The sequence below is a fragment of the Psychromonas sp. SA13A genome (assembly GCF_011378715.1).
Taxonomy (GTDB): Bacteria; Pseudomonadota; Gammaproteobacteria; order Enterobacterales; family Psychromonadaceae; genus Psychromonas.
Map to the genome: position 1 here is coordinate 285,650 of NZ_WTKU01000003.1, position 26,692 is coordinate 312,341.

The following is a 26,692-nucleotide window of genomic DNA, read 5'->3' on the forward strand; positions in this document are numbered from 1 at the left end:
CTTTTTATAAAAGTTAGGTTTCTATCATGTTAATTTTTTTGCCCCTATAGTATATTGAGTATTGATACTTTATCGGTATCTATAATGTTAAAATAAACTTTTATTAAGTGGAGAATTAATATGGCTGTTTCGTTACAAAAAGGTGGAAATGTTTCTTTAGAGAAAGTTGCTCCTGGTATGACCAAATGTTTATTAGGGTTAGGTTGGGATTCTAGAGCGACTGATGGCGCAGATTTCGACTTAGATGCTTCTGTGTTTCTACTAACGGCTGATGGTAAAGTTAAATCAGATAAAGGCTTTATATTCTTTAATAACTTAATGTCTGAATGTAAATCGGTTGAGCACACGGGTGACAATCTTACGGGTGAAGGCGAAGGCGATGATGAAGCCGTTAAAGTTGATCTAAGCTTAGTACCTGCAGATGTATCAAAAATTGTTATCGCAGTGACTATTCATGAAGCTGAAGCAAGAAAACAAAACTTTGGTCAAGTATCAAATGCCTTTATTCGTATCGTAAATCAAGCTTCAAATGAAGAAGTAGCACGTTACGACTTATCTGAAGATTATTCTATTGAAACTGCATTAATTTTCGGTGAGTTATATCTACATAATGGCGCGTGGAAATTTAAAGCGATTGGACAAGGTTTTGAAGGTGGTTTAGGTCCTCTAGCTCGTCAATACGGCGTACAAGTTTAGTATTTGATCAAGTTTTAATAAAAGGTTGGCTGACAGTGTTCGCCAATCTTTATTTTTTGAATAACAATGTGGAGTATTAAATGGCAATTTCATTACAAAAAGGCCAAAAAATCAGCCTTGAGAAGAGTAACGGTACTGGCTTAACGAATATCTGTGTAGGCGTTAACTGGGGTGCGATCACTAAGAAAGGTTTTTTTGGCGGCGAGAAAAAAGTTGCTGTTGATTTAGATGCGAGCTGTGCTGTTTTTGATGCTAGCGGAAAAACATTAGATGTTGTCTACTTTGGTAAACTAACTAGTACGGGTATTAAACATTCTGGTGATGACCTAGAAGGTGATTTAGACGGTGATGATGGCTTAGATAATGAAATCATTAGCGTGAATCTTCCGCAGTTACCAGCTAATGCAGAGCAAGTTGTTTTTGTACTTAACTCATTCAGCGGTAACGATTTCAAAACTATCCCTTTTGCTTCTATCCGTTTGTATGAAGGTACACCGAGTCGCGTTGATTCTGTTCATGCCGTATATGATATTGCTAATGATCCACAGTTTGCAGGCTCTGTTTCTATGGTACTTGGTAAACTTTACAAGCATAATGGTAGCTGGAAGTTCTCTGCGATTGGTGAAACAACTGCAGATAAAGGCCTAGAAGGTACAATTAAAACTGTTGCAGGTGGTTATCTTTAGATTTTAAGTGATGATGTAACTTTGGTAAAGCAGCTGTAACAATCAAACTGTGCCAATTTAACAGTAAACATTTAGCAGTACTAATTTAACAATACCAATGCAACAGTACCAATGTAAAATAGAACAATTTAGTCATCAAACAATATTCGATGCAGCCTGTCTTGCTATTAGCAAACACTTAGCTTGAAAGGGTGAGGCAAGGGCTTATCGAGAGAAAGGAATTTAATAAACTGTTTACAGGTTGATTAAAACTGACTCACAGATTGGTGACTAAATATAAAACAAAGTAAGAAATAAATCTAAAGCGTTAATTGTATGGCTGTTAGTAACAGAACTGCTAGTTATAGAACTGTTAATGATAGAAGTAAGTTAATCGCAATAGGTTGAACATAACTTGTCTGATTTAACTCCAAACCCTGCATTTATATTTATAGTGGTTAATATCACTATTGATAAAGTGCGGTTAATGGAAATTGTACTGATTGCCTTAAATAAGTGATTGGTATTATTAGACAGCAATAAAAATTAGTTTATTAGCCACAAGCTACGGCATACAAGTAGCTTATTAATTTGGAGAGTATCTTGGATACAATATTACCGTTTTTTTATATCATTATTTCATGCTATTTACTTAAATATGCCTGTGATACGTTTGAACAAGCAGCTGGTTACTTAGGCCGTAATTTCGCACCCGGTATAAAAGGCGCAACGGTTAATGCTATCGGTTCAAGCATGCCAGAGATGTTTGTTGTTATTGCTTGTTTGTTTTGGTTCGACGATCCATCATTAGTGATGGTTGCTTTAGGTGTAACAGCGGGATCTGCTATTTTTAATGGTTGTGTGATCCCCGCTTTGTCTATCCTAATGGCAAAAGATGAAAGCGGCAAAAAAGTTGATCATATTGAACTTGATAAGCGTACTTTGATAAGAGACGTTTTTTGGGTGTTAGCGGCAGAAATTGCATTGATCGTGTGTTTAGGCTTTGATCATTTCACTATCTGGATGGCGATTATTCTTAACCTTATCTATGTAGGTTACGGAGCTCATTTATATTACGACTCTAAAAAATACAGTGAAGATGATGAAGAGTATGAATATGAAGAAATCGAAGATAAAGGCGTGATCGGTAACTTATTTACTTTTAACTTCAATGCATTGTTATTTTCAAATAAAAGTTTCACTTTAATCAGTTCCCTCGTTGTTTTAATACTCGCTATTTTAATCATTTCAGGCGCATCACATGTGCTGGTTGAAGGTGTATTAGGTAGTGCGACAGTATTAGGTGTTCCTGAGTTTTTTGCTGGCTTAATATTTGGTGCTGCAGCGTCTTCTATTCCTGATTTAATCCTATCGGTTAAAGATGCTCAAAAAGGCGAATATGAAGATGCAGTTGCTAACCCATTAGCGTCAAATACTTTTGATACCACGGTTGCCTTTGCATTACCATTATTAGCATGGTTCCTTATTAATGGTGTTGATTCATTACCATTAGAGCAAGATGCTAACTTGACTATTTTACGTTGGTCAATTGTTGCCATCACTGGCGCAGTAGCAGCAAGCTTATTGTTTAAACATAAGAAAGTAACCAAAGGCGTTGCATACTTCTTATTAGCAATGTTCGGTATTTGGGCGGCTGCAATGTACTTTGTTATTCAATAAAAGTACTTAATGCTCGCAAAAAAGGCTTATTCTTGAATAAGCCTTTTTTTATTGAGTTGTAATAAATTTACGCTGAAAATACAGTTAAGCAATAGGCGATGAGATATCATTGAGTAGACTTTAAAATTGCATAACCTTACAAGGAATAGCTTTTTTATGTGTATTTTATTCATCACAAATGCTTGATAAATAGCAATATATGACTGTCTTAGTCCACGCAGAGGCGGTACGATGGTGATGACTATAATTTTTAAACGTTTAAATATAATTTAATGGTTAATATGAAACATACTTATACAACTGCAGCGGGAGATATCTCCTTAAAGACCGATAATGACAGAGAATGTTTAGATAACATTTTGTCATTTGCTTGCAGACAGAACCCTAAAAGACATTTTATTATTATTAATAAGTTAATTGGTCGATATACGCCTACGGCTCCTAAGATCATGCGTGAAACTTATGAGCAACTTGTCGACCAAATTAAACCCGGTGCAAGCAGTTATGTGGTTAGTTTAGCTGAAGCGGCAACGGGATTAGGAGCAGGTGTTGCAGACAGCTTATCCAAAAGACAAAATAAAGTTTACTTCCAGCATACGACTAGACAAAAAATAGATGCTAAATTGTGGTTTAGTATTGATGAGGCTCACAGTCATGCCGTTAGCCATCTTTTTTACCAGCCTAAAGACGAGTTATTACCCGCCATTACTCAGGTAAAAAGATTGATCCTGGTTGATGACGAAATCACCACTGGAAAAACCATTAAACAATTACTTAACAACTTGATTGATTATCTACCCTGTTTAGAAGAAGTGATCGTGACTTCAATCATTAATTTAGGTGGTCAAAAAAGTTTAATTAATAGCGCAGATATAGGCTTACCGATTCGTTATGTATCCTTAGTTGATGCTGACCTTAGTATTGAAAAAAATCCAGAATTTAAGCCGCAATTACCGCAACATGCAGATACAAAATTAAGCACTTCAAAGGCTTCTTCTGCCGTTGGTAGACGAGGATTAGCAATGCCCTACGTTAGCGAATTGAATGAAATAAAATCTGCAAATAGCACCATTGTTATCGCCGATGGAGAGCACCAATATATTCCCTTTTTATTGGCGGAGAAATTAGAAGAAAGTGGGGTAGATGTAGTATTTCAATCAATTAATCGTTCACCTATTTTACCCTGTGAAGTGATTCAAAACCAATATAAAATTGAAACCGAATCTAATACCGCGGAACATTATTTGTATAATTATTTTCCTGAAAATAAATCAGTATTTGTGGTCAGTGAGCACCAGTACGAAGGGTTAGAATTTGCCGATGGAGTTAAATGTCACCCATGGAAGTCTTAACCAAAAACAATGATCGCTTATTTGTATTTACTGACTTAGACGATACATTATTTGCGAGTGTAAAAGGGCAAGTTAGTGAACATATGATCCCTTCTACGGTGGGCGTGAACGGTCAACCCTATGCTTATTCTTCAGTACAACAACAAAAATTATTAAACGTAATGATCAAATCAAATGCGATCATTATTCCTGTTACAGGGCGAAGAAGTAGCTCTTTTTTGAATTGTAAGTTACCTGCAATTACCAATACTGATTACGCCATTGTTTCACATGGGGCAGTTATTTTAGATAATAAACATCAACTGTTAGATGAATGGAAAGTGTTTTTAGAACAGCAATTTAGCCTACAACTATGGCATAATAAATTAGTTGAATTGTATGAAAAATTATCTCATTACTTTGAAGTGATCAATAGTGGTGTGCGGGTTAGATTGATTATCGACCATGGCATTAGCACTTATCTTTGCTTAAAGATAAGTAAAGATTATGCAGATGTTAAAAAAATAGTACAAGTGAATGACTATTTAGAATCTACCTTACCTAAAGAGATGTTTTTACACGCTAATGGTCGTAACTTTGCCATATTACCTCCCTACGCACGCAAAAAAGTAGCCGTTGATTTCTTAAAAAAAATGATGAACGTAGGTGAGTTGGATACGGTTTTTGCAATGGGTGATAGTCACAGTGATTTGCCTTTTATGCAGGACTCCGATTTTTTAATTGTTCCGCAACAAGCACAAATTTTTAAGCAGGAATAAAATAATGAAAGAGCCATTATTAGGCAGTTATTCAAAACAAGATTGCCAGTTTTTATTAAAACAAATACAGCCTAATTTTTATACCGTGGAAGATAAAGAAAGGTTGATTCAAACAGGGCAATTGCATTATTCGCAAATGGTCAGTCAAGAATCAAAACCCACTACTGAATATGAACAATTATTTCTTTCGCTGACTGCTCAGTATAAACAACAGTTAGCCAATGAAATTCTACAGCTGGCCTATTTAATAGAAGACAATATTCAACAGGATGTTTGTATTGTGTCTTTAGTGCGTGCAGGCACGCCTATTGGTGTATTGGTGAATAAAGCAATTAATCAATATGCGAACGTCAATGCTCAACATTTTTCGATCAGTATTGTGCGTGATAAAGGCATTGACGTTAATGCGCTTGATTACCTCATTTATGACCTAAAAATACCATCTGAAAGTATAGTGTTTATTGATGGCTGGACTGCAAAAGGCGTGATCACAAGAGAATTAAAACAAGCCATTGTTGAATATAATAACCGTCGACAAGTAAATATTGGTGCACAACTCTACGTTATTTCTGATATTGGCGGTACAGCGGATTTTTCAGTGACGTTACGTGATTATACTATCCCTAGCGCACTCATGAATTCGACCGTGAGTGGGTTAATAAGTCGCTCTGTGATCAATGATCAAATTGGTGAAACCGATTTTCATGGCTGTATTTCTTATCAGCACCTAGAGGATTATGATTATTCAAATTGGTTTATTGAAGAAATTTCAGCATGTTTTGTAGAAAAAGAATATCAAAGGGCAGAGTTGATAAGTCCTGAGCAACGCCAATTACGTCATCAACAAACACAGCAAGCAATCTCTGAGCTAATGCAAAAATTCAATGTCAGTGACATCAATCGTATTAAACCAGGTATTGCAGAAGCCACCCGTGTCATGCTGCGTAGAGTACCTGATTTGTTAATTGTGAATGACACGAATAACCCTGATATAAAGCATTTATTACGTATTGCTAATGAAAAAGAAATTAGCATAATCACTTTTCCAGCGATGCCTTTTGGGGCATGCGCATTAATTAAAGATGTCATATGAATACAAAAAAAGTTGCCCTATTTGATTTTGATGAGACCTTAGTACATGAAAACTCCCTGAGTTATTTGTTTAAGTATTTGTTAGGTAGAAAACCATTATTTTTTTATTTATTCGCACTTTTTTGGGATCTTCGCGTCTATCGAGGACAGCTCAGATCTTTAATTAAACACCGCCTTTATAAAAAATCATTAGAGGGCAGGGATGCTGAACAAGTTTATCAAGCGGGGTTAGTGAGTGCGGCAAAACTCTCACAAATCAAAGAAGTGGTACAGCAGATGTATGACCTTCATGAAAAAGGCGTTGAAGTTTGGATCATCACTGCTTCACCACAACCTTTTATCGAAGGCATCGTGGCACAATTAAAGTGGCCGGTAGCGCGTGTGATCGGAACATTGCTTGAATCTGAAAATGGAAAATTAACTGGAGAAATCGGGCCTGAGTGCCAATTAGAAGAAAAAGTACGTCGCTTTAATTTAACCATTGAAGAAGATGCTTTAGACTATTGTGTAGAGGCATCCTATGGTAACTTACCTGTGGACATCCCGATGTTAGACCTTGCTCAACATAAGTTTTTTGTAGAAAACGGTAAATTAGATCCCTTTGTAGGGAATTGATATTAATACGCTTAATGCTAAACCTATCACTGGTTTAGTTTAATTTTAATTTGGAGAAGTAAAAATGAGTTTTTGGAATAATATTAAAGAAAAATTAAATGAGGCCAATGAAAATTTACAAAAAAACGTGGGTCAATTTAAAAATAAAAAATTTGCTGATGCGTCAATGGCAATCTGTGCATTAGTAGCTGCTGCTGATGGTGATATCGATGCAGACGAGCGTAAAAAAACAGCCGGTTTTATTATGGCTAATGAAACGCTAAAAGTGTTTTCGCCTTCTGACCTAAAAGAAAAATTTGATTTCTTTTGTAACAAATTAGAAGCAGATTACGACTTTGGTAAAATTGAAGCGATTCAAGCACTAGGTGCATTAAAAGGTAAGCCAGAACAAGCACGTGCTTGTATTCAATTAGGTATCATTATTGGTGGTGCTGATGGCGAGTTTGATGCTGATGAAAAACAAGTCATTAAAGAAGCTTGTAATGCAGTGGGTATTGCCCCATCTGAATTCGATTTATAATCATCAATTGATATGCAGTCATTAACGCTCAACTGACCAATGACTGCTAAACTAATCAATGACTAGTAGTCATAAAAGGCTGAAACCTTTCACTAAATATTTCAGCCTTTTTTATAAGCAGATTTTATCTAAAATGCTAATAACTTTGTTTAAAACAACTTTTAAAACAACTTCTAAAATAGACGTTAGCAACAAGCTATCCAGTTAACTTTATAATTCACCATTCACCATTCACCGTTCATCATCGCATCTAATTTTTCCATGCTTTGTTCAAAATAGGGGTTGTAAGTTAAGCGTGCCAGGGTTTTTCCTTCCTCTCTTGAACCGTAAGAAGAAAACCATACCTCATCACCTAGTTCACAGGCTTTTTCTTGTTCTTTACTTTGCCCGTTATTGCATATTCTAATCGCTGCTTGTTGACCATATTCGGCGTTATTAGGTGAAAATAATAATCCCATGTGAGAGCCATTAACAATGTGTAAATCGGGACGTTGCATAGTGAATCTTGTCGTTTTTTCAATGGATAAATCACGCTCACCTTGCCATATCAGCTGATTATTTTTATTGGTGAATTGTTTTTGAAACACGGTGGTGGGAAATTTGGTGTCAATAACACTATCACCTTCACTTATCATCATAAAAACGGGTTTGTTGTAGGTCGTATTTTCTAAATCATGTTGCACAACTTTTACTGTATCGTAATAAACAGCAGCGCCATTCATTGGCAAAGAGTTATAGCGCGTATAATTGGTCTCAGGATCTCGGTCCGCCCATGTCATGACATAACTAGCAACTTTAGCCCATTTCACTACCGAAGATTCTGGTTTAAAGGCGGGTGAAAATAGTAATAGCCCTTCGATGCTATCATCATTTAATGCCTCTGATGTGACTAAATTTGCACCTGTAGAATAACCGCCAAGCCACAGTTTGTTGGCCTTTGGTTTTAATAACGCAATATGATGGCTTACTACATTTTGCCAATCTTCTAATGTCGGTAACATTAAATCTCCGACTTTACTGCCATGTCCGGGTAATAATACCGTTCTAACAAGATAACCCTGTGCAGCGAGATGTTGTGCCACATCCATAAAGGAATAGGGGGAGTCACCTAAACCATGTACCAATAATACTGCATCGCCATTTGGGTTTTCAGGAATTAGCTCAAAGGGTGCATTCGCTTGTAGCTCTTTTTCAATATTATCTGTTTTAAATACACGATGTTGAGATAACCATTGTTTAGTTTCATTAACATACTGTTGAAAATTATCTTGGGAGTAACTAGGTAATGATGCTGAAGCGACATAATTAGGGTCTGTCTTAGATTGGCTACAGGCCGTTAAAAGCGCAATGGCACTAATAAAAGCAATACGATACAAAGATGAAGTCACGATAAAGTCCTATTAAAAAATGAATGTGTAATGAAAAACAAAGTAATTTTTTTCGCTTAACTTATTTGTACTTAACTTATTTAGGGCGCATCTCAACTTGACGCATTGGCATCGAGTCAATTTTTGAAAATATGGCTGCTAAATTGAGACGTTTAGCTGCCCATTTTATACCTCCGTCTTTACCAATCAACATGACGTTTCCTTGCTCTAGCTGAGAATTTATTTTGTAATTTTGAATCATGTTAGACACAAAGTTGTCAGTAATATTCCCGCTGAAGTTACTGCTTACTGTGTTGTTTTGCATGATAAACCAAACAATATCGCGCTCATTAAGCTCAGTTTCATGTTGCTCAAATATTTTCGATATACTGTCTTTATCATTGACGGTATTAACGACAATTACTCTATTTTCCCATCTTAGATCGGAAAGGTCTGTTAGCATCGCTAACTCCTTGGCCTGAATAGACAAACTGATGATAAAAAAACAAATAATGTATTTCATATTTTATTCCCTGATCAGTAATCTAGATTGGCATATTAAGCAAAGTTAACAATCCTGAAAAACTTGTTAGCTGTTGTTAGATCTTGTTGTGTTTATAAATACGTATTGAAAGCGTTATTAGATCAAAGAGAAGGTCATTGAGAAAGTCATTTGGTAAAGTCATTTGGCTCGATACATTCAGCGAGATGCTTGCTGCTAGGTAGTCAATATGTAGTGCTAAAGTAGAAGAAAGGTGACATGCTATTAAATATTTGATGATGGGCGCAGAGTAGCTTTTAGAGAGCATTCAAAAGAGGAAACATTGTAAAACTGTAAACTCAAGTGTATTTGTTTGGGAAACAAAATTCGGTAATAGCCACATATTTCATTGATAACACTAAAACATTAGTGTTCAGTCTAATAACATGTGGCCGGTTTATGGTTTTGATCGTTTTAAGTGCTATTTTACAACAGGATACATTGGGTAAAACACCCCGCACATTTGCTGTGCAATACGAATAACCTGGTGGCTATAACCAAACTCGTTATCATACCAAACATATAAATTAACACGTTTATCACTAGTGATTGTCGCTTGCGCATCGACGATACCAGCGTGAGAGTTACCCACGAAATCGGTGGATACCACCTCTGAAGAGTTAACCCAATCAATTTGCTTCTGTACTGAAGAATACAAAGACATTTTACGAAGGAAGTCATTAACTCCTTCTGTAGTCACATCACTCTTTAGGTTCAAAGATAAGATGGCCATAGATACATTAGGGGTAGGGACACGAATTGAGTTACCCGTTAATAACCCTTTCATTTCAGGAAATGCTTTTGCAACGGCTGAAGCCGCACCTGTTTCAGTAATAACCATATTCAATGCAGCAGCACGGCCGCGTCGGTCACCTTCATGATAGTTATCAATTAAATTTTGATCGTTAGTGTAAGAGTGAATAGTTTCCACGTGGCCATTAATAATGCCATATTCATTATCAATTACTTTTAATACAGGTGTGATTGCATTAGTTGTACACGAAGCGGCAGATAATATAGTATCCGACTCTTCAATAACGTCATTATTAATACCGTAAACAACGTTTTTGATATCTCCCTTACCTGGAGCCGTCAATAATACTCTCGAAGCACCTTTAGCTTGCAAGTGACGTTCTAGGCCTGCTTGATCACGCCAGATGCCTGTATTATCAATTACTAAAGCATTTTCAATACCGTAGGCTTCGTAATCAGCATTTTCAGGTGCATCTGAATAGATAACTTGAATATAATTACCGTTAGCAATAATCGCATTTTTTTCTTTGTCTATCGAGATAGTACCTCGAAAAGAGCCATGGATAGAATCTCGACGTAATAGACTTGCACGTTTTTCAAGGTCACTTCCTTTACCTTTACGAACTACAATCGCACGTAAGCGTAAACCATTACCGCCACCAGATCTTTCAATAATAAGACGAGCTAATAAACGCCCAATACGACCAAAACCATAAAGTACCACATCACGATTTTCTTTTGTTGCAGGACTATTTTGACCAAGTGCGCCTTTAAGCTCTTCATTCAAGAACGTCTCAAGATCTGTTGTATTTTCTTGATTACGGAATTTAACTGCAAGCTTACCTACATCAACGTGAGCGCGATCTAGATCCATCGACATCATCGCATTAATGATAGGAAAGGTTTCTAATACAGAAAGTTCTTGGTCTTCCATATGACGAACAAAGCGATGCGCTTTTAATAAGTCAATAACAGAACGATTTATAATAGGACGACCGTATACAGAGGTAACAATGTTCTTTTTACGGTACAAAGCACCAATCATCGGAATCATGGTTTCTACTGTCGACTCGCGATCCGACCAATCTTGCATACAGGTATTAGAAATAACTTGGTTCATGCGTTTACCTTTCATTTATAATAATATATTTCTGCAAAGGAATAGAGCGTTGCTCGATCCCTAAAAATGAGGCCTAGATTATGCTCGTTTGACTCGCGTTGACAAAGTAAAAGCTTGAATGCGTTATGAAAAATGAGATCGCGGAGATGTTAAAAGAGTTAAATGAGATAGGTTATATTGTTAAAGAATTTATTATGTTATTTATAATTTAATTATCAATATTTTAAGTGACAATTAATCCATAAGGTTTAAAATAAATAAGTACCTTAGAAATAATATCTGTTACGCCAAAGGAATAAACGAAGTAATTATATTGCACTTTCATGTCCCCCTTTCTAGATAGAGCAATTCGAACTTCGCAAAAAACAACAGGATGGTGTTGAACATCTTTAGCTGACTTCTTGATGCTAAATAGCTGGTTATTCAATATCAAACTAGTAACACAGTGAGGGTTTATTTTACCTTGCAAAGTCTTAATCTTTTATTTTCTTCGGTATATAAGAATAAATTTCAATCATTTAACTGGAGAAGATCGTAATGTCCAAAAGCATTAAAGGTACACAAACAGAAAAAAACTTACTGATTGCATTTGCAAATGAATCACGTGCAAGAAATGAATATACTTTTTTTGCCAGTGTAGCTAAAAAAGAAGGGTTAGTTCAGATATCATCTATATTTGAAGAAACAGCGCATCAAGAAAAAGAACATGCAGAAAGATTTTTTAGTTTTCTTGAAGGCAATAAAGTTGAGATAACTGAGACTATTTCTAGTGGGGGTATCGGTCATACATTTGAAAACCTAAAAAAAGCTGCAGCAGGTGAAGAACATGAATGGGGCGATATGTATCCAGCCTTTGCAAAAATAGCTAAAGAGGAAGGTTTTGGTCAGATTGCTGCTGCGTTTACTGCCATTTCAGTTTCAGAAAAACAGCATGAAAAACGATTTAATGATCTAGCTGATAATCTTGAAGCGGGTCGAGTATTTAAAAGGGATGGTGTCGTTGTTTGGCGCTGTAGAAACTGTGGCTACCTCCATGAAGCAAAAGAAGCACCTAAATTATGTCCAGCATGCCTTCACCCACAAGCTCATTTTGAATTATTAGGTGAAAACTGGTAAACGAACATAGCAGACTATTATCTTTATTCATGCTCCAATTTGCTGATTGATAGTGGTTTGGCGATTACTATCAGATCTAATTCAGAGCATTTTTTCAACTAATTTTCTTCTTAAGATCCAACCTATGAGACATTATTAGAAGGAATTGAAGGTGACAAATTTACCGATAGGTGGCAACCAACAGCTGACTCAACATGCCTTTACATTAACGCATAACTTAGCGGAATCTATAGACGTATCGATATTTTTACTGGATGCAACTGCAAAAATTGCTGTTGATGAGGATATGATTTTTTATGGTCTACCGACTTCTCCTTGCGCAGGCGTTAAAATTGTTAATCAGACCATTGAATTTAATCTTGATAAAATTCCTAGCCGTATCGAAAAGCTTGCTATTACAGCGACGATAGAGAATGCAGCATCTTGGGGGAACAATATTGAGTTAAGGACAGCTCAATTTAACAGTGTTGTTGATACTTTAGATCGCTCTGAAAAAGCACTGATATTATTAGAGCTGTATAAGCGTAATGAGCAATGGAAAGTGAGGTTTGTTGCGCAAGGTTTTAATGGTGGCTTGGCGCCACTAGCAGAACACTTTGGCGTGGAATTAGAAAAGCCAGGTGCAAATGAAGCACAGACAGAACCAACATTAGCTGAGGCTTCTGCAGAACATGTAGCTAGTACATCTTCAAGACCGAATGAACCTGCTAGGGTTAATTTGAGCAAAATCAGTTTAACAAAAGCACAACCCAAAGTGGATTTAACCAAGCGTGCCGGCACGTTAGGATTAATTAAAGCGAATTTGAATTGGACACAGGCATCAGGAGGCTTCTTTAGCTCAGCTATCGACTTAGATTTAGGGGCTTTTGTAGAGCTTAATAATGGGCAAAAGGCGTTAGTACAAGCGCTAGGTAAACGCCTTGAATTTACACCCTATGTAGAACTGTTAGCCGATGACCGAACGGGGAAAAGTGTCGATGGTGAGTGGTTGCATATTAATGGCGATAAAATTCAAGATGTTAAACGGATAATCATTTTTGCTTTTATCTATGAAGGTTCACCGAACTGGGAAAAAGCCAATGCACAGGTAACAATACATGTACCTGATATGGCACCGATCGAGTCAAAACTTACCGAAAAAAGTAAATCAAAACGATTTTGTGCCATTGCAGAAATAAAGGTCACCAATGGCAAGGTGCAGGTTGAGCAGTTAAATAAATTATTTGATGGTCATAAAGATTGTGATCAACACTTTGGTTGGGGATTTACTTGGACCGAAGGGCGTAAGTAAATTTAGCATTGTAAATCAATGAGAAGCGTTAGTTATTCAGTGTCGTTTTTTGGCTAACGTTACTTTTTAAAAATTTGTGAGGTAATATTTTTACGCTCAAATAAAGTCACTATGGCTACAGGAAATTAGTCGCTTATTTTTTCTATCCTTTCTATTAAGGTTAATCTCTAATCTCAAAACTTTATTTGCAACTTCTTCGCTTTAACGCCCTGCATCTTTATTGAATACTTTCTGTATCACCAAATGTATTAGCAATATTAACAATAGAGGATTTTAATAAATAAAACATCGTTTTAAAATTTATTGATGTGAGTTCCATTTGTATGTATATTTAAGCTATTAATCTTTACGATCTAAATCGTAACTAGATGGTAATTAAACCGTCCCCTAAATTGTACCGAAGCTAGAAACATTTAATTAACGTTCGCAGGGATAAAGGTTGAGGTAAGTATTGAGGTAATAAGTATGTAATGTATTTTGATGTAAACAATCATTTTCTGTTTAAAAATGAGCAAATACAACAAATGAATTCGGCCTTATTAAACCTTAGTGACAATATTCACGACCAAAATGAACGGCGAACAGCACAGGAGTAAAATATGAAAATAGCGTTAATGATGGAAAATAGTCAAGCAGGTAAAAATGCGACCATTTTAAATGAATTAAATACAGTAGTCGGGCCGCTTGATTATCCTGTTTATAATGTTGGAATGAGCGATGAAAATGATCATCATTTAACGTATATCCACCTTGGTATTATGGCCAGTCTTTTACTCAATGCTAAAGCCGTTGATTTTGTTGTTGCCGGTTGTGGTACTGGTCAAGGTGCTATGATGTCATTAAACATACACCCTGGAGTGGTATGTGGTTATTGCTTAGACCCGTCCGATGCTTTTCTATTTAATCAAATCAATAATGGCAATGCGCTGGCTTTGGCTTTTGCAAAAGGTTACGGCTGGGGCGCTGAGCTAAATGTACGTTATATCTTTGAAAAAGCATTTACTACGGGCGAGCGTGGCCAAGGTTATCCTTTAGAGCGTGCAGCACCGCAACAAAGTAATGCAAGCATTTTAAATGACGTTAAGGCCGCCATTGTTAAAGAAAACTATTTAGATACATTACGTGCTATTGATCAAACACTGGTTAAAACGGCAGTATCGAGCGAACGTTTTCAACAATGCTTTTTCGATAATTGTCAGAATGCCGAGATTAAAGAATACGTACAATCTCTTCTTGCTTAGCTGCGGTGTTTGAATAGTTGCAGGCTCCGTAGCTTATTAATTAACTTTTACGTAGCTTTATAAGGTGCCTAGTTAGATAGGGCGCCTATATAACTATTCATATAACTATTCATATAACTATTATTCGCCTTGAACTACGCAAAACTAACGGCACTGTATAGCCAAAAAATATAATTTTATGATTTTAACTAACTTCAATTCCGCTTTCATTAACCAGAATTGAGGTTAAGTAATAATCGCCATCGTTATTCATCTTTAAAATTTATAAAATAAGAACATTGCTCTTAATAAGGGAGTAATTAGTATTAACACCTCTAGCCACTCCTTTCTACTCAGGTTATTCTAGTCACACAAGATAGCTTTAATTTATCAATGTTACTTTAATCTAGTTAGTGTCACTTAGTCAGGGATCTGCTGATATGTTTGAACAAATAAAAGAGTTTATTAACCCCAGTAAAAATCCTGATCTCAGCCAAGCGCAACAAGTTCAGCATGAGTATTTACCAACGTTGTGGTTACTAGGTAAAACAGGGGCGGGTAAATCTTCTTTTATTCAAGCGTTAACAGGGCTGTCGTCGATAGAAGTGGGTAACGGTTTTGAACCTTGCACCATGACTGCACAAGTTTATGATTTTCCGCAGCAAAAAGCAGTGATGCGATTTTTAGATACACGCGGTTTAGGTGAAGCGGATTACGATGCGAGTGAGGATATAAAAGAGATCAGTAAGTCAGGCAATGCGATTGTGGTGGTGATGAAAGTTGATGAGCCAGAACAAAGCGCAGTGTTGGATGCTTTGAAGCAGATTAAAAAAAATAAAAATATTGAACATTTATTGTTGATCCATAGTGCAGTTTTATTAACTAATGAAGCGGATAGAGAACGGCAAATTGCATTTAATGAAATGCAAGTGCGCGAGAGTTGGGGCAAACCTTTTAACTCGGTCAGCGTAGATTTTGAGGCTGCTGAAGATGGTGTTTATAATGAGCAATTATTGATTTCAGAAGTAACAAAAATACTGCCTATTTTAGGTTTGCTAGTGGAAGATAAAGCACATTCTGATATTGAAAATGCAAACTTTAATCAAGTGCAAAAAGAAGTGCTGTGGTATTCCGGTAGTGCTGCCGCTAGTGATTTAATTCCAGGTCTTGGTTTGGTGACTGTGCCGGCTATTCAGGCGAAGATGTTACATAGTTTGGCGAATCAATATGGTGTGATGTGGAATAAACGCACATTTACAGAACTAACTGGCTCATTAGGCAGTAGTTTTGCCTTACAGTATTCTGCGAAGCTGGGCGCAAGACAGCTTATTAAATTAATTCCCGTGTATGGACAAACGATTGGTGCCGCAGCGGCTGCATCGATGAGCTTTGCTACAACCTATGGATTAGGCCGTGTTGCCTGTTATTACTTTTACCATAAGAGTAAAGGTGAGCTGATATCTGAACAGGTGATGCAAGATTTATATAAAAATGCCCTTAAAAAAGGCAAGGCGGCGGCAGGATATGAAAAAAATTAAACAACTCTTTTTACTATTATCGCAGTTATCCGGTGGCCGTTGGGGGATTGCTGTCGTATCGGCTATTTTACCTGTGTTGATGATGGTGGGATTTGGCTTATTTCTGGCTATCCAATACGATTATCTGCTGATTTTATCTATTTGTATTGCCGTTAGCACGCTGCTGATCAGTTTGCCTTTATGGCTAACTAATCGTCATCAAGATAAACGTCGTCTTCAAGAGCAGCAAAAAAAGCTCAATGAAAATAGCACGCAGGTTGATGATAGTTTGGTTAAGGTTAATCACGATTGGTCGACGCATGAAGTGGTAATCTGGGAGCAGTCGAAGATCCAAGCTCGCCAATTATTAAGTGCTGATACAGAGTGGCGAGAACTGGATAAAGTTGCCTATCAGCTGATGAACTTTGTTGCACAGGCGTTTGATAAAAAAGGGTTAGATTTTTCAATTCCCGAAGGTTTGCAGTTATTAGAAGAAATAAGTCGGCGCTATCAATTAGTGGTTAAGGAGTATATTCCTGCCATAGAGTTGGTGAAAATTTCTCATTTAACAAGTGGCTATAAAGCGTATGAGCAATATGGTGAAGTAGGTCAAAAAGCGATTAAAGTGGCTATTTGGGCCAATTATGCAAAAAACTTATATTTAAATCCTGCTAAATTTGCTACTGACCTGCTCAAAGATCAATCTACCTCGGGCATGACTCAAGGTTTATTTGAAAATATTCAGATTCAAGCCAAACAAGCTTTATTAGATGAAGTGGTCTCGGTTGCGATTGATTTATACAGTGGCCGTTTTAGCTTTGAGCAGGGCAGTGTTACCGCTTCTGATATTGCGACGCAAGATGTTCAGCGAATGGCTGCTGATTTAGAGCCAATACGTATTGTTATTGTTGGGCAAACCAATGCAGGCAAGTCGTCGGTTATTAATGTACTAAAAGAGCAATTAATGGCCGAAGTGGATGTATTACCTTGCACCGATGGCACGATTGCTTATCAAGCAAGCTTGGATGACATTGATATTCGGCTAATCGACTTACAGGGCTTAGATGGTAAGCCTAAAACAGAACAAAGTATGCTTGCTGAAATGACCAGTGCGGATCTTATTCTTTGGATGTTAAAAGCTGACCAGCCTGCTCGTGCATTGGATAAAAACCTTAAAACTAAATTTGATGCCTATTACGATGATGTAAAACATATCTCTAGTAAAAAAGCGACGGTGGTTGGGATAGTTAACCAAGTTGATAGGCTTAAACCAATTGACGATTGGCAACCTCCCTATGATTTAATACAACCGAACTTAGTTGAAGCAAAGGCTGCCAAAGCGAAGATCATTAAGCAAGCGATGGATTATAATCAAACCCTATTAATGCCTGATATAATGATTGCGCTGTCGATCAGCCCGAATAAACCACACTTTGGTATAGAAAGTCTAAAAAACACACTGCAAGCAGAGATTGAAAATGCAAATAATGTACAGCGTAATAGGCAAAGACGAGAAGCAATAGGTAAAGGCATTGGTATCAAAAAACAGTTTGACCGTGTACTGCATAGCGGCAAAAAACTTTATCCTAATTTGTTAAGAGCCGCTGCGCCAAAGTTAAATGAAATAGTGGTTAAAAAGTTAAAGAAAAAACCATAACTTTTGACCCCACCTGAAATCAGCCTTATCTATTAATCAATGTGAAAATATTAGCCTTCAATGCGTTGAGTATCAGAAAGCCCAGTGAATGATTTACTGGGTCACAGGATTATTTACAGGAACTAAAAAAAAATTATCACTTTTATCCTCACGGCTTTCATTTGTTTTAAAAATCACTGAGTCCCAGTATCATGCTTTCATTTTTGTGTGCAGTGGCACATGCAGCTTACTTGTGTTTCTTGTATTAATAAGTTGTATTTTAAGCGCACTTTGACCTTCTATCAGGCTATTTATTATCATGACATCAATCACTTCAAGCTTCTTCGGTCGTCTCTTTGGGCATCATACTGAAATTAACCTCAATGCCGATGCGCTGAGTATCTACGTTGATAAAAATAAATCGGTAGTTAATTGGGGTGCGTTAACTAAACCACCAGTGTTCATCTCAACATGGTTTGGTCAAACGTTAATTGTTGAATCTGACCATAAACACTATCACTTAAGTAAATTAAGCTATGACGCGGCTAAGCTTTATAAGCATCAATGCCAACAATGGTGGATACAAGCAAATCAGCAGTCACTGATACAACTAATAGTAAAAATAGAACCCTTCATTAGCAGTCAATACCTTCGACAGTCAGTGGTAAAACGACTACTAAATGCAGTAACCCTAGAGTATGAAAAGTGGTTTCCTTGGGTTTTATCTGCTAAACGAGTGTCCGCATCATTGGCGCCTTACTTAGAAAAGCTATCACGCTATCGTCATTGGCAAGTGACGCAGATTAACGCATTTCGTGATACTTATATCGAGCAACAATTACAACAATATCAATCATTTTTTGATGCGGTTGAATCGAATCCATTAACTGCAATGCAACGTCGAGCTTGTGTGATTGATGACGATAACAATCTGTTGTTAGCAGGGGCGGGTACTGGTAAAACCAGCGTGATGGTAGGACGAACGGGGTATTTACTTAAAAGCCAACAGGCAAAAGCTAGCGAGATATTATTATTAGCCTATGGCAGAAAAGCAGCGCTTGAAATGGATCAACGTATTAAAGATAAGTTAGGCCTTGATACAATTAAAGCTTCTACGTTCCATCATTTAGGCTTGAGTATTATTGCCAAAGTAGAAGCTGCGAAACCTAATCTATCGCTCTTTGCTGAAGATCAAACCGCTAAAGCTAAATGGGTACAGGATTGTTTTGAGCGATTAATGAATGAGCAAGCTGAGTATAGACAATCTGTATTCACTTATTTTAGTCGTTATTATTATGCGGAGAAAAATCACTTCGAGTTTGCTAGTCTAGGTGATTATTACCAATACCTCACTGACAATGATATTCGTACTTTGAAAGGCGAGCAGGTTAAAAGTTTTGGTGAATTGTATGTTGCTAATTGGTTATTTAATCATGGTATCGATTATCAATATGAAGCAAACTATACGGTTGATTTGCGCACTACTGAACGTAAACAGTACCAACCCGATTTCTTTTTACCCACGCTTAATTTGTATATTGAATATTTTGGTATTGATGAAAATGGCGATACTGCACCCTATATTGATAGGGAAGATTACCATACATCTATGCAGTGGAAACGCCAAACCCATCAACAACATAATACCGAGTGTATCGAATTAACCTATGCGATGCATAAACAGGGGATGCTATTAAGTTACTTAAAAAAATCCCTTTCAGCGCAAGGTATAAAGTACCAAATCTTACCTGAACAAGTGATATTAGCTAACCTTAAAGAAACTGGGCGCATTAGCGTATTAGCAGAACTCTTTTCCTCCTTGGTGGGTTTGTATAAAGCGGCTTGTTTAGATCCGTTGTTAGAAAAAAAGGTTATTGCTAATGCCATTGATCCCACGCAAACCAGTAAAGCTTTACAGTTATTGCATCCTATCTTAAAGGCGTATCAAGCGTTTCTAGATGCCCGTAATGAAATTGATTTTGAAGATATGATCAATAAAGCCTTGCAGTATATTGAAAATGGTCAATTTCGTTCCCCTTGGCGTTATATCATGGTTGATGAATTTCAGGATATTTCTGAGCCACGTGCTCGCCTTGTGAAGGCATTACGTGATAATCGTAAAAGTTGTTCAATATTTGCTGTTGGTGATGATTGGCAGGCTATTTATCGTTTTAGTGGTGGGGATGTGTCATTAACAACTGAGTTTGAACAGTATTTTGGCGCGAGTACACAAACACAACTGGATCAAACCTTTCGATTTAATAATAGCATTGCAAAGGTGGCTACTGAGTTTGTTAGCAAAAATCCATCACAGCTAACTAAAACCATTAATGCAATTAAGCAGGTTGATAAACCGGCTGTCTCTATTTTACGTAAAAGTGTCGTGAATCAAGGTATTAATAATGTTAATAAACAACAAACACAAAGCATTCCAGAAGTTGCCAACGGTGCACTAGCGGAAGTATTAACTGCCATTGCTAATAAACCTCATCAACGCGATAAAATGAACGTGTATTTATTAGCGCGTTATTGGTTTCAGTTGCCGGATAAGCAAACTTTGGCAGAGTTAAATAAACAATACCCAACACTGTTTATTGAAAATCAAACCTTTCATGCTTCCAAGGGCAAAGAAGCCGATTTTGTTGTGATCATGGGAATGACATCGGGCAAACTTGGTTTTCCATCACAAAAAGCCACTCCTGCAATTATTGATGCTTTGTTAGCTAAGCCTGAAGATTTTGAATATGCGGAAGAAAGGCGGTTAATGTATGTGGCATTAACACGAGCGAAAGAGCGTGCTTATATTATTGCGGATATGCTTGATGGCAGTGATTTTGTTAAGGAGCTGGTGGATGGTTATGATGTTGAATTGAATGAATTTGGGATAACAATCAGTCAAACATTAGTGGATAAAATTACGTGTATGCTTTGCGAAACTGGTACGTTAATACCGCGTAACGGACGTTTTGGACACTTCTTTTCATGCTCGCATTTTCCTCGTTGTGACCATAAAGAAAGAGGGTGTCGTCAATGTGATACGGCAATGACAAAAAACAAATATAGTGGCTTTAAAACTTGCCTTAATCCTGCTTGCTCGGAAATAGTGCCTCTATGCGATCAGTGTGGTGCTGAAATGGCGTTAAGGAAAAGTAAAAAAGGTGAATTCTGGGGATGTCGAAACTTTAAAGGTAATGAGCCGATGAGCTGTAAAAATGGTATTGATAAAGCCAATTTACAGTGGCCAAATTAAGCTCAAGCTCATCCATAAATAACTTGAACTTTATTTAGTCTAGTATTCATTACCCTTTTAACCGGCTGAAATTAACTTTCAGCCGGTTAAATTTTTAGTTATTATCTGTTTTATAAACTTTATTATTTAGCGAATTCAACCTTGAAGTTTGCTAAAGGGTAATATGTTGTTCAAAAATAGGTAAAAACTCATCTCTTCGATGACTGACTAATAACATGGTGCTGTGTTGTTGCGTTGCTAGATGCTCTAGGAAGTTAAGTACACGATGCCTATTTAGCTCATCTAAACCCTGCGTTGGTTCATCTAATATTAATAAATAGGGTGATTTCACCAGCGCTCTGGCGATTAAAGCCAGTCGTTGTTCACCATAACTTAAACTCTGAAACAGACTCTTTTGCTGATCCAATAAACCAATCTTTTCTAGCCATTGTTGTGCAATGTTAATTTCATGAGCGGTGGCCTGTTGATACATACCAATGGAGTCATAAAAACCCGACAATACCACGGTTAATAATTCGCCATTAACACGGTACTGGCGGTGTAATTCAGAGCTAACTATTCCCATGTTCTTTTTAACATCCCAAATAGTTTCTCCTGAACCTCTTTTGTAACCTAGTACATGGATATCGTTGCTATAACATTGTGGGCAATCTCCAGTAATCAATTGCATTAAGGTTGATTTTCCGCTGCCATTAGGCCCTGTAATCAAAGTATGCTGCAGTGGTTTTATTTCAACATCTAAATCCTCAAAAACATTAACGCCGCCATAATGCACAGTGCCTTTGTTTAGTTTAACTAAATAAGGATGATTATAATCAGATAATTGTTGTATGTTTTCTGGCCAAGGAATGTGGTCAGGTACTGGACTTAATAATGCATCTAATTGATTTTTTGTTTCAATATCATCGAGCTGGCCAATTACATCTACTCGGCCACGTTCAATAAAGGCGATGTTATTACACCAATTTGGAATATCTTGGCGATTACTTAGCATTAATACAATGGTAAAGCCTGTGTTGGATAAACGTGCTAACGCATTAGATAAAGTTTCACAGGATTGCACGTCTAAACTATCAAAGGGATTGTCACAAATTAACAATTCAGCACCGCTAAATATAGCTTGTAGAATCAATAGTTTTCTACTTTCACCCGTGCTTAATTGGATATAACGTGTTTGCATACGGTGGCTGAGTCCAAACTCACTAATCAGTGGGTCATTCCATTTATCTTGCGGTAAAAAGTCTTGTGCTTTGGTGCCAACATCGTTTGCGTCTACGTAGTCTGGCGCTTCCATCGCTAACGTATTTTCGTAGGTTTGTTGCTGTGCTTCAAATGAAATAATGCCTACTTTTTCTTTGCTTGGTAAAGTGAGTTGATCCACTTTGTCTATTTGTAGATCGCCAGTTAAAAGTTGATCAATATACTGTTTTCCTGACCCATTACGGCCTAATACGCACCAGCTTTCATTGTTGCGTATTTGCCAATGATCGATGGTTAACTTTTCATGCGCTAAATTTACAATATTTATCATAGAATTATTCAGTCTGTTAAAAGGAGGAAAATTTTATTTTGCCACAAAGTTAAATAAATGAGTAAGTTATAATTATCAATTTTAAAACTTAATTCAGAGAGCGTTACTGTGTTTTTCATACTTAGCTTATTCTCTAGCTTAGCCTCGAGCTAAGTATCTAGACTGGTCACTAGCACTGTTGATTTAGTTGTTTATTAACAGATGTTAACGCAAGGTAGTGGTATTAGTTAACATCTGTTCATCTTAATAAGGTTATGTCGACATCGTTAAGTAAGTACCAAAGCGAACATTGATCCATACCATAAATGTTTACATAGCATACTGATGAAAATTAATGTGACTCAATTCAATAAATTAAAGCATGGTCTCATTTATCGGTTGCGAACCCTGTGAATTTAGTTAATACCTTCAAATATAAGCCTATTTAATGTACTATGTCGATTCGTTTGCTATGTTAATCCTCATCTTTTAGTCATAAATTCTAATTTTTAACCGTAAATGCAAACTTCATTAATAAGGATATTAATATGCGTAAACTCATCTCATCTTCATTACTACTTGCCTGTGCTTCTTTCACTTTACCTGCTGCGGCAAGTGAATGTGGCAAAGTAACTATTGCTGATATGAACTGGGCTTCTGCAACCGTTATTGCCAATGTTGACCGCTTTATTGTTGAACATGGCTTTGATTGTGATGCAGAGCTTGTACCTGGTGATACTATGCCAACTGGTGCTGCAATGATTGAAAAAGGGCAACCTGATATCGCGCCTGAATTCTGGAGTAACGCAATGCGTGAAGCATTAGATAAAGGGGTTGCTGAAGGTCGAATTCGCTACGCGGGTACAACACTCTCCGATGGTGGAGAAGAAGGTTTTTGGGTACCTGCTTACATGGTTGAGAAAGACCCTACGTTAGCAACTATTGCAGGTATTAGAGCCAATGCAAAATTATTTAAACACCCTGAAGATCCAACTAAATCTGCTTTAATGGGCTGTCCTTCTGGTTGGAACTGTCAAATTTCAACTACTCAACTGTTTACGGCACTTGATCTAGAAGCTTCTGGTTTTGAGCTGTTAGATCCAGGTTCTGGTGCCGGTTTATCAGGTTCAATTGCTAAAGCTTATGAACGCAAAGAAGCTTGGTTAGGTTACTACTGGGCTCCAACATCTGTTTTAGGTAAATATAAAATGGTTAAAGTGGACTTTGGAACTGGCGTCGATAAAGATGAGTTCGTAAACTGTACAACTCAAATCGATTGTTTAAATCCTAAAGTGACCATGTATCCGCCTTCAGCAGTGGAATCAGTTGTTACTGAAGAGTTCGCGAAAAGAGCGCCAGAGGTAGTGGCTTATCTTGCTGGTCGTTCATTTACTAACGAACAAATGAATGCCTTATTAGCTTGGAAAGAAGACGAACAAGCCGATGGTGATTATATCGTTGAATATTTCCTAACTAACCATGAAGAAATATGGACGCAATGGGTTGATGCTCCCACAGCAGCAAAAGTTAAAAAAGCATTAGCAGAATTATAACCCTTCCTATAAAGCCTAGTTAAGCTAGGCTTTATTATCATTCTAGGTAAGTAAATAACTTACACAGTATCAATTTTAGCGTTCTGCTTAGCTAGATATTTACCTAGGTTGGTTAAAATTTTTTCAGGAGAAAAAATAAAATGTCAGACAAGTCATGGATGTCAGAAATCCCGCAGCTTGATCGTAAAGAATTAAGAGATTTTAAAAAATTATTAGATGGTCTCTTTCGTGACTTTTCACGTGAATACGGCGATGCTATTCAATCTTTCTTTGACCCATTATTAAGCACCCTCATTTGGTTTGAAAAATTACTATTATCAACTCCTTGGTGGTTAGTTATCGCAGCCCTCGCTGCTTTTTCATATGCAGCCAGTCGTTCCTTTAAATTAACTATTTCAGTCGCAGTAGCTTTTGTCATCATTGGTTATTTCGGTATGTGGGAAGATACAATGCGTACCATGAGTATGATCATTGTTTCTACCTTATTAGCGATTCTAATAGGAATGCCAATTGGCGTCGCGATGGCGCGATCTAATCGAGTACAATCGCTTGTCACACCTATTTTAGATGTGATGCAAACAATGCCTGCCTTTGTTTATTTGATTCCGGTCGTTATGTTACTGGGTATCGGTAAAGTGCCAGGGGTGATTGCGGTGATTATCTATGCCATTCCTCCGGTTATTCGTTTAACAAACTTAGGTATTCGCCTTGTTGATAAAGAAGTGTTGGAAGCTGCCACCGCTTATGGTGCAAGCCCAATGCAACGGCTATTTGGCGTACAAATTCCGTTAGCAATGCCCACGATTATGGCGGGAATTAACCAAACTATTATGATGGCATTAGCAATGGTAGTTATTGCCTCAATGATTGGGGTTAAAGGATTGGGACAACCAGTGTTACAGGCGATTAGTAATCAATATTTTACACAAGGTTTATTAAATGGTCTTGCGATTGTGGCGTTAGCGATTATTTTTGATCGAATTTCACAAAGTTATGCAAAACGTACGTTACAAAACTTTGGGGGGCATTAAGATGAGTTCGAATGAAAATAACGCTCCTTTAATTAGTATTAAAAATCTATATAAGATTTTTGGTAAAAATGAGAAGAAAGTTTTAGAAGAAGTAAAAGCAGGTAAATCTAAAGAGACTATTTTAGCTGAAACAGGCCATACTGTTGGTCTAGCGGATATCAACTTAGATATTTATCCCGGTGAAATATTTGTGATCATGGGGTTATCTGGCTCAGGTAAATCGACATTGATTCGTCACTTTAATCGTTTAATTGATCCAACAGCTGGTGAAATAGTGGTTGCTGGTGAAGATGTGATGCAGTTAAACGCCAAAGACCTACAAAATTTCCGCCGTCAAAAAATGGCGATGGTATTTCAACGTTTTGGTTTAATGCCGCATCGCACTGTGCTACAAAATATTACTTATGGTTTGCAAGTTCAGGGTGTTGCTAAAAATGAGCGAGAAGAACGTGGTAATGAATGGTTAAAAACGGTGGGGTTAGATGGGTATGCAAAACAATATCCTGGCCAACTCTCTGGTGGACAACAACAACGAGTTGGATTGGCGCGCGCATTATGTACTGATGCTGATATCTTATTAATGGACGAAGCCTTCTCTGCACTAGACCCTCTTATTCGAAGTGAAATGCAAGATCAGTTAATTGAACTACAAGATAAATTGCATAAAACCATTGTATTCATCACCCATGATTTAGATGAAGCGTTACGTATTGGTGACAAAATTGCGATTTTACGAGATGGTTTACTCATTCAACAAGGTACACCTGTAGATATTCTATTGAACCCCATAGATGACTATGTTGAAGCCTTTGTAAAAGATGTAAATAGAGCGCGCGCATTAACCGTTGAGACTGTTATGCAACCACAAATTTGTCGTATTTCTAGCGAGAATATTGGTGAAGCTGTTGCACAAATGCGAAAGTCTAAACAAGATTATGGTTACGTTGTAAATGATGATGGTTATCAAGGTATGATCACACAAGAAACATTAGAAAATGTTGAAAAAAGTGATTATGGCAATGCGATTACTGATGAACTATTCGAAGATGTGCCATCGGTACAAAGTGATGCACTATTGGAATCTGTTATTTCTGATATGTTAGATAATGAGCATCCTTTAGCTGTTTTAAATGCCGAAGGTGATGTAGAAGGGCACATATCTCGTACCACGTTAGCGGAAGTACTCAGTGATCAAGGAAGTAGTGAAAGTAGCGATAGTGATCAAGAGAGTAAAGATCCTGAACCCCAAAAATAGTAAATAACGTTGTTTGGAGATAAGCAAAATCAGCGTTATTAGCTAAACAGAATATTAAAAGCTCATTTTTTACAGAATGGGCTTTTTATTATTGGCAGATTCAACTCTGAAGTGCATAACGCCTAAGCAGCTATAGCTACCATATGTTCAGCCA

General features: G+C 37.1%; 21 protein-coding genes. 17 read left to right on the forward strand and 4 right to left on the reverse strand.

The annotated features are described in order from the left end of the window. Positions 1-120 precede the first annotated feature (120 nt). The 8 genes from GQR44_RS05260 to GQR44_RS05295 all read left to right on the forward strand — a co-directional run bounded on the left by GQR44_RS05260 (position 121) and on the right by GQR44_RS05295 (position 7,378). Positions 121-696 carry a TerD family protein gene (locus GQR44_RS05260; RefSeq protein ID WP_028869612.1) on the forward strand — a complete coding sequence of 192 codons (576 nt, stop codon included), beginning with the start codon at positions 121-123 and terminating at the stop codon, positions 694-696. 80 nt (positions 697-776) lie between these two features. Next, positions 777-1,382, forward strand: a complete 606-nt coding sequence (locus GQR44_RS05265; RefSeq protein WP_166369968.1) for a TerD family protein — start codon at positions 777-779, stop codon at positions 1,380-1,382. Positions 1,383-1,964: 582 nt separating this feature from the next. Further along, positions 1,965-3,041, forward strand: a complete 1,077-nt coding sequence (locus tag GQR44_RS05270) for a sodium:calcium antiporter (RefSeq protein ID WP_240923564.1) — start codon at positions 1,965-1,967, stop codon at positions 3,039-3,041. A 281-nt stretch (positions 3,042-3,322) separates the two neighbouring features. Next, positions 3,323-4,393 (forward strand): phosphoribosyltransferase domain-containing protein, encoded by a 1,071-nt coding sequence (locus tag GQR44_RS05275; protein WP_166369972.1) that lies wholly within the window; start codon positions 3,323-3,325, stop codon positions 4,391-4,393. Continuing rightward, positions 4,372-5,151, forward strand: a complete 780-nt coding sequence (locus GQR44_RS05280) for an HAD hydrolase family protein (RefSeq protein WP_166369974.1) — start codon at positions 4,372-4,374, stop codon at positions 5,149-5,151. The genes GQR44_RS05275 and GQR44_RS05280 overlap by 22 nt, the downstream gene beginning before the upstream one ends. 4 nt (positions 5,152-5,155) lie before the next feature. Then, positions 5,156-6,244 (forward strand): cysteine protease StiP family protein, encoded by a 1,089-nt coding sequence (locus tag GQR44_RS05285; RefSeq protein WP_166369976.1) that lies wholly within the window; start codon positions 5,156-5,158, stop codon positions 6,242-6,244. Then, positions 6,241-6,858 (forward strand): HAD-IB family phosphatase, encoded by a 618-nt coding sequence (locus GQR44_RS05290; protein WP_166369978.1) that lies wholly within the window; start codon positions 6,241-6,243, stop codon positions 6,856-6,858. Before GQR44_RS05285 ends, GQR44_RS05290 begins: the two co-directional genes overlap by 4 nt. Positions 6,859-6,922: 64 nt before the next feature. After that, positions 6,923-7,378 (forward strand): TerB family tellurite resistance protein, encoded by a 456-nt coding sequence (locus tag GQR44_RS05295; protein ID WP_166369980.1) that lies wholly within the window; start codon positions 6,923-6,925, stop codon positions 7,376-7,378. Between the two features lie 224 nt (positions 7,379-7,602). Here GQR44_RS05295 and GQR44_RS05300 read toward each other — a convergent pair whose 3' ends face one another. From GQR44_RS05300 to GQR44_RS05310, 3 genes are all read right to left on the reverse strand, one after another. Continuing rightward, positions 7,603-8,766, reverse strand: a complete 1,164-nt coding sequence (locus GQR44_RS05300) for an alpha/beta fold hydrolase (protein ID WP_205962967.1) — start codon at positions 8,764-8,766, stop codon at positions 7,603-7,605. A gap of 76 nt (positions 8,767-8,842) precedes the next feature. Continuing rightward, positions 8,843-9,268 (reverse strand): DUF4174 domain-containing protein, encoded by a 426-nt coding sequence (locus GQR44_RS05305; RefSeq protein ID WP_166369982.1) that lies wholly within the window; start codon positions 9,266-9,268, stop codon positions 8,843-8,845. A gap of 439 nt (positions 9,269-9,707) precedes the next feature. After that, positions 9,708-11,159, reverse strand: coding sequence for a glyceraldehyde-3-phosphate dehydrogenase (locus tag GQR44_RS05310; protein ID WP_240923565.1), 1,452 nt, complete (start codon positions 11,157-11,159; stop codon positions 9,708-9,710). A gap of 537 nt (positions 11,160-11,696) precedes the next feature. On the opposite strand from GQR44_RS05310, the gene rbr reads away from it, so the two are divergent. The 6 genes from rbr to GQR44_RS05340 all read left to right on the forward strand — a co-directional run bounded on the left by rbr (position 11,697) and on the right by GQR44_RS05340 (position 21,189). After that, positions 11,697-12,275 carry a rubrerythrin gene (gene rbr, locus GQR44_RS05315; RefSeq protein WP_166369986.1) on the forward strand — a complete coding sequence of 193 codons (579 nt, stop codon included), beginning with the start codon at positions 11,697-11,699 and terminating at the stop codon, positions 12,273-12,275. A gap of 151 nt (positions 12,276-12,426) precedes the next feature. Next, complete coding sequence (locus tag GQR44_RS05320) at positions 12,427-13,566, forward strand: TerD family protein (RefSeq protein ID WP_166369988.1); 1,140 nt, start codon at positions 12,427-12,429, stop codon at positions 13,564-13,566. Between the two features lie 599 nt (positions 13,567-14,165). After that, entirely contained in the window at positions 14,166-14,807 is a 642-nt protein-coding gene (locus GQR44_RS05325; RefSeq protein ID WP_166369990.1) for an RpiB/LacA/LacB family sugar-phosphate isomerase, read from the forward strand. A gap of 419 nt (positions 14,808-15,226) precedes the next feature. After that, the gene (locus GQR44_RS05330) at positions 15,227-16,324 is read left to right on the forward strand and encodes a GTPase (RefSeq protein ID WP_166369992.1); all 1,098 of its coding nucleotides are present in this window, start codon (positions 15,227-15,229) and stop codon (positions 16,322-16,324) included. Then, positions 16,311-17,960 carry a GTPase gene (locus GQR44_RS05335; protein WP_166369994.1) on the forward strand — a complete coding sequence of 550 codons (1,650 nt, stop codon included), beginning with the start codon at positions 16,311-16,313 and terminating at the stop codon, positions 17,958-17,960. Before GQR44_RS05330 ends, GQR44_RS05335 begins: the two co-directional genes overlap by 14 nt. A gap of 298 nt (positions 17,961-18,258) precedes the next feature. Then, on the forward strand, positions 18,259-21,189 hold the full coding sequence (locus tag GQR44_RS05340) for a UvrD-helicase domain-containing protein (RefSeq protein WP_166369996.1): 2,931 nt from the start codon (positions 18,259-18,261) through the stop codon (positions 21,187-21,189). 151 nt (positions 21,190-21,340) lie between these two features. Here GQR44_RS05340 and GQR44_RS05345 read toward each other — a convergent pair whose 3' ends face one another. Beyond that, positions 21,341-22,720 (reverse strand): ATP-binding cassette domain-containing protein, encoded by a 1,380-nt coding sequence (locus GQR44_RS05345; RefSeq protein ID WP_166369998.1) that lies wholly within the window; start codon positions 22,718-22,720, stop codon positions 21,341-21,343. 527 nt (positions 22,721-23,247) lie between these two features. Between GQR44_RS05345 and GQR44_RS05350 the strand changes: the two genes are divergently transcribed. The 3 genes from GQR44_RS05350 (at position 23,248) to GQR44_RS05360 (ending at position 26,538) form a co-directional block, all read left to right on the forward strand. Beyond that, on the forward strand, positions 23,248-24,252 hold the full coding sequence (locus GQR44_RS05350; RefSeq protein ID WP_166370000.1) for an ABC transporter substrate-binding protein: 1,005 nt from the start codon (positions 23,248-23,250) through the stop codon (positions 24,250-24,252). A gap of 140 nt (positions 24,253-24,392) precedes the next feature. Beyond that, complete coding sequence (locus tag GQR44_RS05355) at positions 24,393-25,283, forward strand: proline/glycine betaine ABC transporter permease (RefSeq protein WP_166370002.1); 891 nt, start codon at positions 24,393-24,395, stop codon at positions 25,281-25,283. A gap of 1 nt (position 25,284) precedes the next feature. Further along, entirely contained in the window at positions 25,285-26,538 is a 1,254-nt protein-coding gene (locus GQR44_RS05360) for a glycine betaine/L-proline ABC transporter ATP-binding protein (RefSeq protein ID WP_166370004.1), read from the forward strand. Positions 26,539-26,692 lie beyond the last annotated feature (154 nt).